The sequence below is a fragment of the Phenylobacterium sp. genome (assembly GCF_030654915.1).
GTDB lineage: Bacteria > Pseudomonadota > Alphaproteobacteria > Caulobacterales > Caulobacteraceae > Phenylobacterium.
This window is the reverse complement of sequence record NZ_JAURWM010000019.1, coordinates 1-14475: the sequence shown is the minus strand read 5'-3', so window position 1 is coordinate 14475 and position 14475 is coordinate 1. Positions and strand designations below refer to the sequence as shown.

Below are 14475 nucleotides of genomic sequence, written 5' to 3'. Positions count from 1 at the left end.
CGGCCACGAGGCCCTCGCCCTTCAGCGCATGCCGCGCCACGGCCTTGCGGGCGGCGTCGGCGATGGCGGCCGAGGCGGCGTCGTCCATCACCCGGAAGCCAGGTGAGACGCCGGCCTCCAGCGGAAACCGCCGCAGCAGCTTTTCGCAGAAGGCGTGGATGGTCTGGATCTTCAGGCCGCCAGGAGTTTCCAGGGCGCTGGCGAACAGGGCGCGGGCCTTCGACAGGCCCCGGTGGTCGTAGGCGTCCGGGGTCGTACCCTCCAGCTTGGCCAGGGCCTCGCGCAGGCTGATATCGTCGCAGACCGACCAGTCGCCTAGCAGCAGGAACAGGCGCCGCTGCATCTCGGCGGCGGCCGCCTTGGTGTAGGTCACGCAGAGAATGGTCTCGGGCTGGGCCCCGGCCAGCAGCAGGCGCGCGACCCGGTCGATCAGGGTCTTGGTCTTCCCCGAGCCGGCGTTGGCGGTGACGAAGGCCGAAAGGCCGGGATCGGCGGCCAGTCTTTGAGGATCTGGACTCATTCGCCGTCCTCCTCGCCGCTGGTCGACCACTCGAAGACGCGGGCCAGGTGGTCGTAGTCGCTCATGTACTGCTTCACGAACTGCGGAGCGGTCCGCGATGTGTAGGGCCGGCCGTGGTCGAACTGGCTGATCAGCTTGACCAAGCCCTCATAAGCGTTGGCGGCGGCCAGGGCGCTCTCGTCGCCGGGCATGGCGCGGACCTCCTCGCGGCCAGCCGGCTTGCGCCCCGTGATTTCCAGATAGGTCAGCTCGCCGGGCTCGGGATGGCCCAGCGTCGGGAAGCCGCCGGATTGGAGGATCGCCGCCGTGAGGGTGAGCTGCGGCGAGAATCCGGTCTCCACCACCTTCTTCGAGGGGGCCTTGCCGGTCTTGTAGTCCAGTATGTGGCCAAACCCCTGCGGGTCGATCTCGATGCGGTCGGCGCGGGCGTTGACGGTGAAGGGGCCGGCGGGCGCCTCGATGGTCATTTCGCCCTTCAGCTCGACATGGACGGTTCGGCCGTCGGCGCGGCGTCGGCGCTCCAGGTCGGCGACCCAGGCGGCGGCCTCCTTGGCCAGAGCGGTCTCCCGCGCCAGGGCCTCGTGCGGCATGCCGGCGGCTTCCAGTTCGGCGACGTAGAGCCCTTCGAAGATCGCCGCGGCGTCGGGCGGCAGCTCATCGGGATGGTCTTCAGCCAGCCGTTCGAAGGCCTTGTGGATCGCCGTGCCCCGCGCCCGGGCCTCGACCGCCTCATCCGGCCGCTCCAACGGGTAGAGCTTGAGGATGTCGCGCGCCCAGACGGCGTAGGGATCGCGGGTCAGGGCTTCGATGCGGGTCACCGCCATCACGCGGGGCCGATCGGCGATCGGCGGGTTGGGCGCGGGGCGCTTGGCCGGCGCGTAGCCGCCGGCGGCGTCGAGGCCGCGGGCCCAATCGATGACCTCGGGGCGGCCGGGCAGGATCATGCCGGCGCCGCGCGCCAAGGTTTCCAGCCGCCACAGCCAGCGTGACTTCACCGCCGGCCCGCCTTCGCGGCGTTCGGAGTGCAGCAGGATCACCTCAGGCGCGCAGGCCGCCTGAGCGAAGTCGTGGGCGGCGAGGCCTACGCGGCGCTCGGGCGGCGGCAGGCCGAGCTTGGCGCGCATCGGCCGCGACAGGAACGGGTCCAGCGGCGCGCCCTGCGGCCAGGTGCCTTCTTCCAAGCCCGCGACGATCAGCCGGTCGGCGCGAGTCAGGCGGGCCTCGATGGCCCCCAGGATCCGTAGGCGCGGATGGGTCGAGCCGCCGGTGCGCACCGACTCGCCCGACATCAGGCGCGACAGCAGGTCGGCGAAGCCGCGCGGGGTGGTTTCCGGCAGGCCGTGGGATTCGTCGATCAAGCCCGCCAGCAGCCGGCCCAGCGTCTCGCCGCCATGTCCGGCCCAGAGATCGCCGGTGTCGCCCAGGGGATCGGTGGCGAGCGCTTCCAGGGTCTCGGTCAGCCGGCGCGCGGCCTGCGCTGGAGGCTGGGTCTCGGCCTCGATCTCAAGGCGAGCGAGCACGGCGCGAAGGTCGGCGACAAGCAGCAACGCCTCGTCCGCGCCCTTGCGGCGAAGCTGGGCTTCGAGCGCTTCCCACGTGGTCTTGCGCGGGCCGCGCAGGCCTTCGAGCTCAAGCGCGATCCGGCGCGCTTCCAGGGTCTCGGGATCGAGGCGAAGGCGCGTGAACGGGTGCTTGAGGATCGCCAGCAGCACAATGGGATCCAGCGGATCGACGGCGGCCTTGGCGACCAGTCCGGCCAGCGCGCCGCCAGGACAGCCCGACAGCGCCAGGCCCGCCGAGGAGTCGGCGCCCACGCCCCAGCGGGCGAGCTTGGCGGCGACGCGACGGGCCAGGGTCTGGTCGGGGGCGACCAGGGCGGCGGTCTTGCCGGGGGTTTCCAGGGCCTCGCGCAGCAGCAGGGCGGCGATGGTCGCGGCCTCTTCCTCGGCGCGAGCGGTGATGACGCTAAGGCCGGCCAGGCCCTCGGCGATGGGGTCGACGCCCTCGGTCTGGCCCTCGGCGCGGAGGTTCTCGATCACGGTCAGCCAGTCGGCGGTGCGTTCGGCGGGCCGCAGGGCTTCGTTGATCACCCGGCGGCGCCAACGGCCACGGGAGTCGAAGCTGTGGGAGGCGGGCCAGGGCATGACCTCGGTGCGGGTGATGCCGGCGCGGGTCAGCAGGCGCTTCATCGCGCCCTGCGGATGCTGCTCGCCAACCTCGTCCCAGGCCTCGGCGGCCAGGCTGTCGTCGAGGCCGGGCAGCACCACCGCGCCCTGCGGCGCCTGGGCGATCACCCGCAGCAGGTCAGCGGTGGCCGGGGCGGTGCCGGTGGAGCCGGCGGCGATCAGCACGCCTTGCGGCGGGGTCTCGGTCCAGGTCTCGGCTAGCCGTCGCAGCAGCGCGACGCGGCGGCGAGTGGTGTCCACCAGCCCCATGGCCGCCAGCCGCTTGGGCCACTCGTTCAGCGCGGTTTCCAGGAAGTGGCGGCTGACTTGCCAGTGCTCGGCCAGGTCGGCGCTCACCAGGTCGGCGAGTCCGTCGCCGGGGACCTCCTCGATCTGCAGGCTGTCGAGGAAGCCGCCCAGGGCGTCGGCCAATTCCAGCGCCGCCGAGGCGTCGAGGTCGCGGCCCAACGCGCGCTCGTTCTCCTTGACCAGCCGGGTCAGTTCGAAGCGGCGTTGCAGGGGGGCGATGGCGGCGGGCAGGTCGACGGCGAGATCGCCGGGTTCGAACGGCGGCTCACCCTCGTCCAGGTCGCCCAGCGGCCGGATTTGCGGCGGCAGCACGGCCGCGCCTCCGGCGGCGGCGATGAAGGCGTCAGCCAGCGAGCGGGCGCCGCGCCGGGTCGGGGTCAGGATCACCGCTTGGGACAGCGCCTCGGGACCCAGCGGCGCCAGCGCGTCGTAGAGGCCCTGTGCCAGGTCCTGCACGAAGGGGCGATGCGCCGGGATGCTGAACCAGCGCGGTGCGGAGCTGGTGAAGAGGCTGCTCACCGCAGCTTCGCTTCCGTCGCCTCCCGGGCAGCGGGATCCCCCACATGCATCCAGAAGCCGTCCATGACGGCGCCGAACAGGCGGCCTTGTTCCGACAGTTTCCACCAGACCGGCAGGATCGAAAACGGCCCGTCCGGCTGGTCATCGACCAGCTGCGGCTTAAGGATCTGGAAGCCGACATTGGCGAACGGCGTCGGCGGTTCGGGCTCGGCTGAGTGGGTGACTCGGCCGGCCTCGTCCATGAAGAACCCGCGCGGTCCCTCGAACCCGATTCCATGGCCGCGCCGCACCAGCAGCAGGCAGAGATCCATGATCTCGGGATTCCAGGCCGCCTTCAGGGTTTCCAGCGCCGGGGTCTCGCCCTCGATCCACAGCGAGTCGATGTTGGCGACCAGGATCGGGTCGTCGCCGAGCATGGCGCGCGCTCGCTTGATGCCGCCGCCGGAGTCCAGCAATTCGTCGCGCTCGTCGGAGATCAGGATCTTGAGGTCTGTACGCTTCGCTAGATGGGTCTCCATCTGGTCGGCGAAGTGGTGGACATTGACGACGGCGGTCTCGATCCCGGCCTCGACCAGACGATCCAGCACCCGGTCGATCAGGGTGCGGCCGGCGACCTCGACCAGGGCCTTGGGGCGGTCGTCGGTCAGCGGGCGCATCCGCGATCCGATGCCGGCGGCCAGCACCATGGCGGTCTTGATCTGGCTCATCGGCGGGCGCTTTGCGGGATGTGACGGTCGAACCAGCTTTGCAGCCCGACCAGCTGCGGATCGGCGAGGTTGCGTTCGAGATAGCGCCAGGTGCGCGGCATGAACTCTTCGTACTGAGTCCGGCCCAGCAGGGCCTGGCGGGCGAAGACGCGGCCCAGGATGCGGGCGGCGTTGGAGGCCGCGAGGGCGCGGTAGTCGGCGATGAAGGTCTCGCGCTCCAGGCTTGGCTGGGCCGCGAGGAAGCGGTCAAGCATCGCGGCCTCCAACTCCGGCGAGACGTCGCGGCGGGCGTCTTGCAGCAGATGGGTCAGGTCCCAGGCCGGGTGCGCGCGTAGGGCGTCCTGGAAGTCCAGCAGACCGACGCGGGCGACGCCGTCGCGCTGCGGCAACCACAGCAGGTTCTGGGCGTGGAAGTCGCGGTGGGTGAAGACGCTGGCCCCCGCCTCGCCGCGAGCGAAGATCGGCGCCCACAGCGCGTCCCACTCGGCGACGGCCGGGGCGTCCAGGGCAGGCAGACCGCTGAACTTCGGCCACCATTCAAGGAAGGTGTCGGTCCCGACCTTCAGGGCCAGGGCGTCATAGGTCAGCAGCGGCCAGCTTGCGCCATCGGTGGTCAGGACTTCCGGCGGCGGCGCGGCCTGCAGGGCGATCTGAACGTCGACGGCGGCTTCGTAGAGCGGGGTCTCGGCCTGGCCCTGCGCGATCAAGGTGGCGAACAGGCCGTCGCCCAGGTCTTCCAGAACGGCCAAGCCATGTTCGACGTCATGGGCCAGGATGGCCGGCGCCGACAGGCCTCGCTCGCGCAGGAAGGCGGCGGTGGCGACGAAGGCGGCGACCGAGCCGGCGGCCAGGCGCGCGGCGGCGTTGTAGCCCATGGCCATCCGCTCCGCGTCGGTGGCGCCGGGCGGGCAGACGGTGGTTTCTAGGGCTGGCGCCTGATCCATGAAGATCGCCACCGAACCGTTCGGCTGATGCAGGCGCTGATAGGCGCGCGTCGAGGCGTCGCCGGCCAGCGGTTCGCGGCGGGCGTCGCCGAAGCCGGCGGCCTTCAGAAACTCGGCCTTGCGGCCCTCACGATCATAACTCAAGCCCGCGTCCTTCCCAGGCGCCAGCCGGCGTCAGCCGGGCGCGCCGCGCCTCCCCGCCATCCGGGGCCAGATCGATGGCGATCTCTATATCGAGTCGGTCGAGAGGAAGGTGGCCGTCAAGCCGCTCGGGCCATTCGATCACCGCCGCCCCGTCCTCTAGCGCCTCGTCCAGCCCGATCTCATAGGCCTCGTCGGCGGAGGTCAGGCGATAGAGGTCGAAATGGGCGACCTTCAGCCGCGCGCCCTCATAGAACTGCACCAGGGTGAAGGTGGGGCTCGGCACGTCTTCGGTGGGCGTGGTCAGGGCGCGGATCAGGGCGCGGGCCAGGGTCGATTTCCCCGCGCCCAGCGGTCCCGTCAGGCAGATCGCCTCGCCAGCCTTCAGCTCGGCGGCCAGGGCCGCGCCCAGTCGCGCCGTGGCGGCTTCGTCATCGAGCCGAAATTCGCCTTCGGCGGGGGCGATCATGTGAACGGCCGGTCGGGATGTCGGGGCAAGATGGTCTCCACATAGGCCTTGAGCGCCAGGGTGGCGGCGTTGGCGTCGGGGTCCAGCGCGTCGGGAGCTATAGGCTGGCCGATGGTCAGCGAAAACTCTCGACCGCCCTTGTTGAGCAGTTCGTGGAAGAGGGTGATGTCCCGCAGCTCCTGGGAGAAGCGGTTGAAGAAATGGAACAGCGTCGACCAGGGTCCGGTCAGGTGCATCGGTACGACAGTCGCCTCGTACTTGCGGGCGATGGAGAGGGCGCTGGTCATCCAAGGGGGATCGGCCAGCACTCCGTCCGCGCCGCGCCGCGCCAGCCGGCCAGATGGGAAGATCACCAGGGCGCGCTCGGCCTCCATGGCCTCCCGCGTAAGCTGCAGGGTCAGGCGCGTGCGGTCGCGGGTGCGTTTTTCCTCCACCCACTCGACCGGGATCAGCACCTCGTCGAAGCGCGGGACGACCCGGTGGGCGTCGGAGTTGGCGTAGAAGCAGACGTCGGGCCGCGCCGCCTTCAGGGCGTCGAACACCGCGATGCCGTCGGCGATGCCGGTCGGATGGTTGCAGACGAAGATGACCCGCCCAGTTTTCGGCACGCGCTCCAGGCCGGAGGCGGCCACTTTCACGCTGAGCATGTCGGACACATAGTCCAGCGCCGCGCCGCCGGAGAGCGGGCCGATCGCCTCGGCCATCGCGCGCGCCTTGCGATAGTCCAGCATCCGGTAGGCCAGCGGGCGGATCATGGGCCAGGCCGGGCTGCCCGACAGCTTGGGCGCCCGCTCGGCGATCAGCACATCAACGATATGGTCGTGATAGGCGCTTTGCGCAGGCAGGGCCGAAGCGGTGGATGCGACGCTCGTCATAGTCACGCCAGAATGCGCCGCGCCCCGCGTCGAGGGCAAGGGTGCTTGGCTGGCGATGTCCGTGTGCGAACTGTGCTGGCTTGACGTGGCGTTGGGTCTACCCAGGCGCTTTGGGAAGGCATAGAACGTCGGTATGCGCGACATCCAACATTTCATCTCAGGCGTGGCGGTTGCTGGCGTCTCGGGCCGCTTCGGCGACGTTTTCAACCCCAACACCGGAGAGGTTCAGGCAAAAGTCGCCCTGGCCACGGCGGCCGAGGTGGACGGCGCGGTGCAGGCGGCTCTGGCGGCCCAGTCGGCCTGGGCGGCGACCAATCCTCAGCGCCGCGCGCGGGTGATGTTCGAGTTCAAGCGCCTGGTCGAGGCGCGGATGGACGAACTGGCCGAACTTCTGTCGTCCGAGCACGGCAAGGTGGTCGCCGACTCCAAGGGCGATATCCAGCGCGGGCTGGAGGTGATCGAGTTCGCCTGTGGCATCCCGCATGTGCTGAAGGGCGAATATACCGAGGGGGCCGGCCCAGGCATCGACGTCTATTCAATGCGTCAACCGCTGGGCGTGGCGGCGGGCATCACCCCGTTCAACTTCCCGGGCATGATTCCAATGTGGATGTTCGGGATCGCCGTCGCGGTTGGCAACACCTTCATCCTGAAGCCCTCGGAGAAGGACCCGACCCTGCCGGTGCGGCTGGCCGAACTGTTCATGGAGGCCGGAGCGAACCTTGGCATCGACCTGAAGGGCGTGCTCAACGTGGTGCATGGCGACAAGGTCGCGGTCGACGCCATCCTGACCCACCCGGACATCGCCGCGGTCAGTTTCGTCGGCTCCTCCGACATCGCCCACTACGTCTACCAGACCGGAACGGCGCACGGGAAACGCGTCCAGGCCATGGGCGGCGCCAAGAACCACGGCATCGTTCTGCCGGACGCCGATCTCGACCAGACGGTGAAGGACCTGGTCGGCGCGGCCTATGGCTCGGCCGGCGAGCGCTGCATGGCCCTGCCGGTGGTGGTGCCGGTCGGCGCCAAGACCGCCGACGCCATCCGCGAACGGGTCCTGGCCGAGCTTGAGACCTTGAAGGTCGGCGTCTCCACCGACGCCGCCGCCCAGTACGGTCCGGTGATCTCGGCGGCGCACCGCCAGAAGATTTCCGACTACATCCAACTCGGCGTCGACGAGGGCGCGGAGCTGGTGGTCGATGGCCGCGGCTTCTCGCTGCAGGGCTTCGAAAAGGGCTTCTTCATCGGTCCTAGCCTGTTCGATCAGGTGAAGGCCGGGATGCGGACTTACCAGGAAGAGATCTTCGGGCCGGTGCTGCAGATCGTCCGGGCCGAGACCTTCGAGGAAGCCTTGGCCCTGCCGAGCGCGCACCAATACGGCAATGGGGTGGCGATCTTCACCCGCAATGGCCGCGCGGCCCGTGAGTTCGCTAGTCGCGTCCAGGTCGGCATGGTTGGGATCAACGTCCCGATTCCGGTGCCGGTGGCCTATCACTCGTTCGGCGGCTGGAAGCGTTCGGCCTTCGGCGACGTCAATCAGCACGGCCTGGAGGGCGTGCGCTTCTACACCAAGGTCAAGACCATCACCGCCCGCTGGCCCGAGGGCATGAGCGATGAGAGCGCCTTCGTCATTCCCACCATGAAGTGAGGCCTCTAGGCTAGGCGTTCGCGGGGCCGATCAGTGGGGTTTAGATGAAGCGTTTCCAGCTATGGGCGATCGTGGCCTTGGGCGTCGCGCTCGTGGGCGTCGGCGGGTGGGCCTACTGGAACTACCAGCTACGCTGGCAGCCCAAGACCATCACCAAGCACCAGGAAGAGATCACCAAGATCCTGGAGACGTCCGGATGGGTCTCGCCCGGCAAGACGGGACCCAAGCTCTATATGGTCTCGTTCCGGACCTGCCCGGACTGCGTGCGGTTCAAGGCCGAGGAGTTCCCGCTGCTGCACGCGGCCAATGTCGACACCCGGGTGATCGAGATCGCCAGGGCCGACCACAATGGCGTCGCGAAATCAACGCCGGCCGAACGCTCCACCGTCGCCGAACTGTGGCTCAACCGTTCGTGGCCCTTGATGGAGCGTTGGGAGTCGGTTCCGGCCGAGTCCTGGACGGCGCCGGGAATTTCGCCCGCCGATGGCGACATGGCTCGGACGGCGGTGGTGGAGGCCGGCCGCAAGATGGCTGCCGACTTGACGCCGCTGTTGAAAGCCAACGGCATCAATTTCGCCTACCCGACCCTGATCTGGTGGACGGCCGACGGCAAGATGCGCGGCTGCGCCTGCGAACGGCGCGAGACCTACCGCTTCGTGCGCCGCGAACTGGGCGTGAAGGGGTAGGGACCTAGTCGGCGCGCCGCCGCGTTACTTCGTTGGACGGCGTCACGCGAGTTCGCGCCGGGGTCCACGGAGAGTGGCTCATATGGAAAAGCTCAAGGCCGCCGCCGCCGCCCTGATCTTGTGCTTCCAGCCCGCCGGCGTGTCGGCCGCCGTACCGGAGTTCGGCACGACGGAGGGCGAGCTTGGCTGTGTTGGATTGATGGGCATTGGTCTCGCAGGGGCCGGTGCGTCGCAGCCGCCGGTCCCGCAGGTGGTCGGCGCCATGGCCATGGCGCTTGGCTTCTATCTCGGACGCCTGACCAAGGTTGATCCAAAGGCGACCAAACAGGATGTCGATCGCGTTCTGACCGAGCTCACGCTCGAGGAAAAGAACACCTACGTGAACGTGTGTATCAAAAAAGCGGCCGAATTGATGCGGCCTACGCTCAATTGAGCACCCGGCGGCGGGGAGCTCCCTCAGCAGGAAAGCATCCGCCGGCGGGCGCCTGGGTCAGCCGGCGAAGGGGCGGCCGCTGTTGATTTCCTTGTTGCGGGCGCGGGTTTTCAGGCCGTGCTCGCGGTCGGCGGGGGCGCGATCGGCGCGCCGGCCGATACCCTGGCGACTACTTTCTGCCTCCAGTTCCTCGACTCCATCGAGGTCGACGACGGCGGGGTCCAGATCATCCTGCGACGCAAATGAGGCAGGTTCCGTGACGCTGCGGTCTCTCGCGGACATGGCGGTCTCCTTGTTCGGGGTACGGCGGATTCAACCCTCCAGCGGGGCAGAGTGTTCCGTCCATCTCCCCCTTGAGGCGGCGACGACGGCGGGCTAGGCCGGAGCGATGGCCTCCCAACTCCAAGCCGCCTACGACGCCCGCCTGGCGCAGGGCGAAATCCGTCCCGATTCAGCCCAGGCCGCGGCGCTCGCGGCGCTGGTGCGTCTGGAGGGCGACCTCGTCGCCGCCGAGCCCAGCGGCTTCGCCGCCTTCTTCAAGAAGCCGGAGGGCCAGCGGGGCGTCTATCTGATCGGGCCGGTGGGGCGCGGGAAGTCCATGCTGATGGACCTGTTCTTCGCCACCGCGCCGGTCGAGAAGAAGCGCCGCGTCCACTTCCACGTCTTCATGGGCGAGATTCATCGGCTGATCGACGCCTGGCGCAGGGGCGACGCGGCGGCGCGCAAGGCCAGGTTTGGCCAAGCAAAGGGCGATGACCCGATCCCGCCGCTGGCCGACGTGGTGGCCGGGCAGGCGCGGCTGCTGTGCTTTGACGAGTTCCAAGTCACCGACATCGCCGACGCCATGATCCTTGGGCGGCTGTTCGAAGCGCTGTTCACGCGCGGGGTCACCCTGGTGGCGACCTCCAACCGGCTGCCCGACCAGCTCTATAAGGACGGCATCAATCGCCAGCTGTTCTTGCCCTTCATCGACCTTCTGAAGAGCAAGGTGGAGGTGGTGAGCGTGGCCGGCCCGCACGACTACCGGCTTGACCGCCTGCGCGCGGCCGGCACCTGGTTCGCACCTAACGACCTGGACAATCAACGCAGCTTCGACGCCCTCTGGCGCGACATGCTGGGGGGCGAGGAGGAGATCGGCGAGACGCTGGAGGTGCTCGGCCGCAAGGTCCACCTGCCGCATGCGTCCGGCGGCATGGTGCGGGCGACCTTCGCCAGCCTGTGCTCGGTGGCGCTGGGGCCGAACGACTATGTGGCCATCGCCGAGCGGTTCCATACGGTGTTCCTGCAGGACCTGCCCAAGCTCACCGCCAATCGGCGGGAGGAGGCCCGCCGATTCGTGATCCTGATCGACGCCCTCTATGAGGCGCATGCCCGGCTGATCGTGCTGGCCGAGGCCGAGCCGACCGCGCTCTACCCGGAAGGCGACGGCGCCTTCGAGTTCGAGCGTACGGCCTCGCGTCTACAGGAGATGCGCTCGGCCGACTGGCTGGAGGAGCGGCCCTAGGCCGCGCCGTCCCGAGCCACGAATGACGCTCGTGACATCAGTACGCTCGGCCGTTATGGTCGCGCCGCTATGAGCCTGCGTCCCGCCCTCCTTCTGAAAGTAGCCGCCGCCCTTCCGGGGCGACGCGAGGTCGTGCGCAGCTAGCTGCTCACCCCGCCGATCCCCGCAAATTCGCGGATGGATTGGCCAGACATTGCTCCATCCGCATTCGATGGAGCTTCCCATGAACACCTGGACTGACCGCTTCGCTGAACGGATGACGCATGTGCGCGCCTCCGAGATCCGCGAGTTGCTGAAGCTGCTGGATCAGCCTGACATCCTGTCCTTCGCGGGCGGGATTCCCGATCCGCAGCTATTTCCCGCCGACCGCATTCAGGCGGCCTACGATGATGTGCTGCAGCACGCCGGCGCCCAGGCGCTGCAGTATTCGGTGAGCGAGGGCCTGCCCGAACTGCGCCGCTGGATCGCCGCGCGGATGACCGCCGACGGCGTGCCCTGCGACGAGGGCAACATCGTCATCACCGCCGGCTCGCAGCAGGCGTTGGACCTGATCGGCAAGCTGTTCCTGGCCCGGGGCGACGGCGTGCTAGCCGAGCGGCCGACCTATATGGGCGCGCTCGGCGCGTTCAACGCCTATGAACCGACCTATGGCGACCTGGACGCGGACGCCCCGGCCGGCGCGCGTTTGGCTTATCTGGTCCCGGACTTCGCCAACCCGTCGGGTCGCACCATGACGCGTCAAGAACGCGAGGCGGTGTTGGGCCGCGCCTCGACCCACGACCTTGTACTGATCGAAGACGCCGCCTATCGCGAATTGCGCTTCGCCGGGACCAACGAGCCGTCGCTGCTGGCGCTGGACGTGGCGCGGTCGGGTTCGATCGAGAACGCCCGGACCCTCTACTGCGGGACCCTCTCCAAGACGCTGTCGCCCGCCCTGCGCCTGGGCTGGGTCTGCGCACCCCGGCCGGTGATCGACAAGCTTGTGCTGCTCAAGCAAGGCTGCGACCTGCACGTCTCGACGATCAATCAGATGGTCGCCGCGCGGGTGGTCGCCGAGGGCTATGACGCTCACCTGGAACGCCTGCGCAGTCACTATCGCGAGCGCGCCTCGGCCATGCAGACGGCGCTCGCCCGGCACATGCCGATGGGTGTCACCTGGTCGAAGCCCCAGGGTGGGATGTTCGTCTGGCTCACGGTTCCCGAGGGCCTCGACGGCGCCCGCCTTCTGGAAGCGGCGTTGGCGGAGGAGCGGGTCGCCTTCGTGCCCGGCGCGCCGTTCTTCGCCGTGGAGCCGCAGGCCAACACTCTGCGCCTCAGTTACTCGCTGCTCGGTCCGGATGATATCGACGAGGGCGTGCGCCGCCTGGCGCGGGTGGTTGAGGCGCGGCTCGCCCATCCGTGCTCCAACTGGGCGCGGATGGCGAGGGGCGGAGCTTAGGCCGCGCACCGGCCCCTTAGCTTCGAAGGTTGTTCACCAGCTCGCGGGCATAGGGGGCGAGCTGGGCGAGGTCGCGCACGCAGATCGTCAGTTCCCGCCGGGCCCAGTCGTCGGTGAGCTGGACGACGCCCAGTGACATGGTGCGGGCTGCGCGCCGGGCGGTGGTTTCGGGCACGATCCCGACCCCGACGCCGCACTCCACCAGCCGGCAGACCGCGTCGAAGCTGCGGAGCTGAACGCGCAGCCGTAGCGGCCGACCTTCGCGCGCCGCCTTGGCCGAGAGGAACCGCTGCAGCGAACTGGCGCGGTCCAGACCCACCAGATCAAAGCCGAGGACGTCGGCGAAGGTCATAGAGGCGCGTTGGGCCAGCGGATGGATCGCGCTGCTGACCACCACGAAGCGGTCGGAGCGGAACGGGAAGGTTTCCAGGCTGCCCATGTCGACGGTGCCGGCGACGATCCCGACATCGCCGACCCCTTCGGCCACCAGGCCGACGATCTCGTCGGACAGGCGCTCCTCGAGATTGACGCTGACATGGGGATGGCCGGCCAGGAACGCGCTGAGAGCCTCTGGTAGGAATTCGGTCAGGGCGTTGGTGTTGGCGAGCAGCCGCACCTCGCCTGACAGGCCGCCGGCGTGGGCGCCCAGATCCTCGCGCAGCCGCGCCGTCTGGGCGAGGATCGTGCGGGCGTGCTTGAGCAGGGTGCGGCCGGCCGGGGTCAGGGTGACGCCTTGGCGAGATCGCTCCAGTAGAGGCGCGCCGAGCGCGTCCTCCATATTGCGGATCCGCGTCGAAGCGGCGGCGAGGGCCAGGGCGCTGCGTTCGGCGCCGCGCGTGATCGAGCCGGCGTCCACCACCTCGCAGAACAGTCTCAGATCGACCAGGTCGAAGCGCATCCTTCGTCTCCCGCGAAGGATGCTTACGGGAAAGACGCATTGCTACAAAAGAAAAATGAGGTGAACTTCGGCATTGACGAAGGCTGGGCGTGTTCTGTGCGCTCTTCCGCCCCGCCTTCGTTGACAGTTAAGGGCTGCGGCTTAAAAGCGGAGCCGCTTCTTCCAGTTCGGAACGCTCATGACAGACGCCCCCCGCGAACGCCCGCTCTCACCTCACACCACCATCTGGCGGTGGCATGTGACGGCGATCACCTCGATCCTCCACCGCGCCACGGGTTGTGCGCTGTATGGCGGGGGCCTGATCCTGGCGATCTGGGCGATCACGCTCGCCGCCGGGCCTGAGGCCTACGGGACCTTCAAGGCGGTCATGGGCTCACCGCTCGGCAAGGTCGTCCTGTTCGGCCTGACGCTGTCGACCTTCTATCACCTGGCCAAGGGCGTTCAGCATCTCATCTGGGACGCTGGAACCGGCTACAATTTGAAGACCGCGACCATGGGCTCGATCGCCGTGATCGCCTTCGCCATCGCCGCCACCCTCGCGGTCTGGTTCATCGCCGCCATGACGGGAGCGCTCTGATGGCTAGCTATCGCACACCTCTGGGCCGCGCTCGCGGCCTTGGCTCGGCCAAGCATGGCGTCGGCGCCTGGATCGCCGAGCGGGTCACCGCCGTGGCCCTGGTGCCGCTGGTGCTCTGGGCCGTGTTCGCCGGGCTGCGCCTGGCCGCCACCGACTATTACGGCGCGGTGGCCTGGCTGACCTCGTCGATGGTCAATCCGGTGCTGATGGGTCTCTTCGTCATCGTCGGCTTCATGCACATGCATGGCGGCCTGCGGGTGGTGATCGAGGACTACATCACCAAGACTTTCAGCCGCACGGTCCTGCTGCTGCTCAACCTGTTCGTCTGCGCGCTGGTCGGCGCCCTGGCGGTGTTCTCCATTCTGAAGGTCGCGCTGGGAGGCGCTTACTAATCCCATGGCGAACTATCAGTTCATCGATCACAAGTTTGACGTCGTCGTCGTTGGCGCGGGCGGTTCGGGCCTGCGCGCCGCGCTCGGCTGCGCCCAGGCCGGTCTGAAGACCGCCTGCCTCTCCAAGGTCTTCCCGACCCGCTCGCACACCGTCGCGGCCCAGGGCGGCATCTCGGCCTCGCTCGGCAACATGGGCGAGGATGACTGGCGCTGGCACATGTACGACACCGTCAAGGGGTCGGACTGGCTGGGC

The 14475-nt window shown here is 68.8% G+C and carries 16 protein-coding genes; 8 read left to right on the top strand and 8 right to left on the bottom strand.

Features of this window, described 5'->3' with window-relative positions:
* The 6 genes from Q7T84_RS00700 to Q7T84_RS00675 form a co-directional block, all read right to left on the bottom strand.
* The coding region (locus Q7T84_RS00700) for a UvrD-helicase domain-containing protein (RefSeq protein ID WP_304805638.1) at positions 1-520 on the bottom strand (520 nt) is incomplete at its 3' end.
* Positions 517-3513, bottom strand: coding sequence for a double-strand break repair protein AddB (gene addB, locus Q7T84_RS00695; RefSeq protein WP_304805637.1), 2997 nt, complete (start codon positions 3511-3513; stop codon positions 517-519). The genes Q7T84_RS00700 and addB, both read right to left, overlap by 4 nt.
* Positions 3510-4220 carry a nucleotidyltransferase family protein gene (locus Q7T84_RS00690; protein ID WP_304805636.1) on the bottom strand — a complete coding sequence of 237 codons (711 nt, stop codon included), beginning with the start codon at positions 4218-4220 and terminating at the stop codon, positions 3510-3512. The genes addB and Q7T84_RS00690 overlap by 4 nt, the downstream gene beginning before the upstream one ends.
* A complete protein-coding gene (amgK, locus tag Q7T84_RS00685; protein WP_304805635.1) occupies positions 4217-5308 on the bottom strand; it encodes an N-acetylmuramate/N-acetylglucosamine kinase AmgK in 1092 nt (363 codons plus the stop codon). Before amgK ends, Q7T84_RS00690 begins: the two co-directional genes overlap by 4 nt.
* Positions 5298-5774 (bottom strand): tRNA (adenosine(37)-N6)-threonylcarbamoyltransferase complex ATPase subunit type 1 TsaE, encoded by a 477-nt coding sequence (tsaE, locus tag Q7T84_RS00680; RefSeq protein ID WP_304805634.1) that lies wholly within the window; start codon positions 5772-5774, stop codon positions 5298-5300. The genes amgK and tsaE overlap by 11 nt, the downstream gene beginning before the upstream one ends.
* On the bottom strand, positions 5771-6649 hold the full coding sequence (locus tag Q7T84_RS00675) for a 1-acyl-sn-glycerol-3-phosphate acyltransferase (protein WP_304805633.1): 879 nt from the start codon (positions 6647-6649) through the stop codon (positions 5771-5773). Before Q7T84_RS00675 ends, tsaE begins: the two co-directional genes overlap by 4 nt.
* A 133-nt stretch (positions 6650-6782) precedes the next feature.
* On the opposite strand from Q7T84_RS00675, the gene Q7T84_RS00670 reads away from it, so the two are divergent.
* The 3 genes from Q7T84_RS00670 to Q7T84_RS00660 all read left to right on the top strand — a co-directional run bounded on the left by Q7T84_RS00670 (position 6783) and on the right by Q7T84_RS00660 (position 9413).
* The gene (locus Q7T84_RS00670; RefSeq protein ID WP_304805632.1) at positions 6783-8294 is read left to right on the top strand and encodes a CoA-acylating methylmalonate-semialdehyde dehydrogenase; all 1512 of its coding nucleotides are present in this window, start codon (positions 6783-6785) and stop codon (positions 8292-8294) included.
* A gap of 44 nt (positions 8295-8338) precedes the next feature.
* On the top strand, positions 8339-8980 hold the full coding sequence (locus Q7T84_RS00665) for a hypothetical protein (RefSeq protein WP_304805631.1): 642 nt from the start codon (positions 8339-8341) through the stop codon (positions 8978-8980).
* 82 nt (positions 8981-9062) lie between these two features.
* Positions 9063-9413, top strand: a complete 351-nt coding sequence (locus Q7T84_RS00660) for a hypothetical protein (protein WP_304805630.1) — start codon at positions 9063-9065, stop codon at positions 9411-9413.
* 57 nt (positions 9414-9470) lie between these two features.
* Here the strand turns inward: Q7T84_RS00660 and Q7T84_RS00655 are convergent, their stop codons facing one another.
* Entirely contained in the window at positions 9471-9695 is a 225-nt protein-coding gene (locus Q7T84_RS00655) for a hypothetical protein (RefSeq protein WP_304805629.1), read from the bottom strand.
* 106 nt (positions 9696-9801) lie between these two features.
* Here Q7T84_RS00655 and zapE point away from each other — a divergent pair, with 106 nt between their 5' ends.
* Together zapE and Q7T84_RS00645 are read left to right on the top strand one after the other, a co-directional pair.
* Entirely contained in the window at positions 9802-10917 is a 1116-nt protein-coding gene (gene zapE, locus Q7T84_RS00650; protein WP_304805628.1) for a cell division protein ZapE, read from the top strand.
* Positions 10918-11140: 223 nt separating this feature from the next.
* The gene (locus Q7T84_RS00645) at positions 11141-12355 is read left to right on the top strand and encodes a PLP-dependent aminotransferase family protein (protein ID WP_304805627.1); all 1215 of its coding nucleotides are present in this window, start codon (positions 11141-11143) and stop codon (positions 12353-12355) included.
* 16 nt (positions 12356-12371) lie between these two features.
* On the opposite strand, the gene Q7T84_RS00640 is transcribed toward Q7T84_RS00645, so the two are convergent.
* Positions 12372-13253 carry a LysR substrate-binding domain-containing protein gene (locus tag Q7T84_RS00640; RefSeq protein WP_304805626.1) on the bottom strand — a complete coding sequence of 294 codons (882 nt, stop codon included), beginning with the start codon at positions 13251-13253 and terminating at the stop codon, positions 12372-12374.
* Positions 13254-13431: 178 nt separating this feature from the next.
* On the opposite strand from Q7T84_RS00640, the gene sdhC reads away from it, so the two are divergent.
* The 3 genes from sdhC to Q7T84_RS00625 all read left to right on the top strand — a co-directional run.
* On the top strand, positions 13432-13830 hold the full coding sequence (gene sdhC / locus Q7T84_RS00635) for a succinate dehydrogenase, cytochrome b556 subunit (protein WP_304805625.1): 399 nt from the start codon (positions 13432-13434) through the stop codon (positions 13828-13830).
* Entirely contained in the window at positions 13830-14222 is a 393-nt protein-coding gene (sdhD, locus tag Q7T84_RS00630; RefSeq protein ID WP_304805624.1) for a succinate dehydrogenase, hydrophobic membrane anchor protein, read from the top strand. The genes sdhC and sdhD overlap by 1 nt, the downstream gene beginning before the upstream one ends.
* 4 nt (positions 14223-14226) lie before the next feature.
* On the top strand, positions 14227-14475 hold a 249-nt coding region (locus Q7T84_RS00625; RefSeq protein ID WP_304805623.1), incomplete at its 3' end, for an FAD-binding protein.

Excerpts from the sequence above, each read along its gene's own strand:
- Q7T84_RS00660 (WP_304805630.1), top strand. The coding sequence starts at position 9,063 with ATGGAAAAGCTCAAGGCCGCCGCCGCCGCCCTGATCTTGTGCTTCCAG.
- Q7T84_RS00655 (WP_304805629.1), bottom strand. The coding sequence starts at position 9,695 with ATGTCCGCGAGAGACCGCAGCGTCACGGAACCTGCCTCATTTGCGTCG.
- Q7T84_RS00640 (WP_304805626.1), bottom strand. The coding sequence starts at position 13,253 with ATGCGCTTCGACCTGGTCGATCTGAGACTGTTCTGCGAGGTGGTGGAC.
- Q7T84_RS00675 (WP_304805633.1), bottom strand. The coding sequence starts at position 6,649 with ATGACGAGCGTCGCATCCACCGCTTCGGCCCTGCCTGCGCAAAGCGCC.
- Q7T84_RS00670 (WP_304805632.1), top strand. The coding sequence starts at position 6,783 with ATGCGCGACATCCAACATTTCATCTCAGGCGTGGCGGTTGCTGGCGTC.
- sdhC (WP_304805625.1), top strand. The coding sequence starts at position 13,432 with ATGACAGACGCCCCCCGCGAACGCCCGCTCTCACCTCACACCACCATC.
- Q7T84_RS00645 (WP_304805627.1), top strand. The coding sequence starts at position 11,141 with ATGAACACCTGGACTGACCGCTTCGCTGAACGGATGACGCATGTGCGC.
- Q7T84_RS00690 (WP_304805636.1), bottom strand. The coding sequence starts at position 4,220 with ATGAGCCAGATCAAGACCGCCATGGTGCTGGCCGCCGGCATCGGATCG.
- sdhD (WP_304805624.1), top strand. The coding sequence starts at position 13,830 with ATGGCTAGCTATCGCACACCTCTGGGCCGCGCTCGCGGCCTTGGCTCG.
- tsaE (WP_304805634.1), bottom strand. The coding sequence starts at position 5,774 with ATGATCGCCCCCGCCGAAGGCGAATTTCGGCTCGATGACGAAGCCGCC.
- zapE (WP_304805628.1), top strand. The coding sequence starts at position 9,802 with ATGGCCTCCCAACTCCAAGCCGCCTACGACGCCCGCCTGGCGCAGGGC.
- Q7T84_RS00665 (WP_304805631.1), top strand. The coding sequence starts at position 8,339 with ATGAAGCGTTTCCAGCTATGGGCGATCGTGGCCTTGGGCGTCGCGCTC.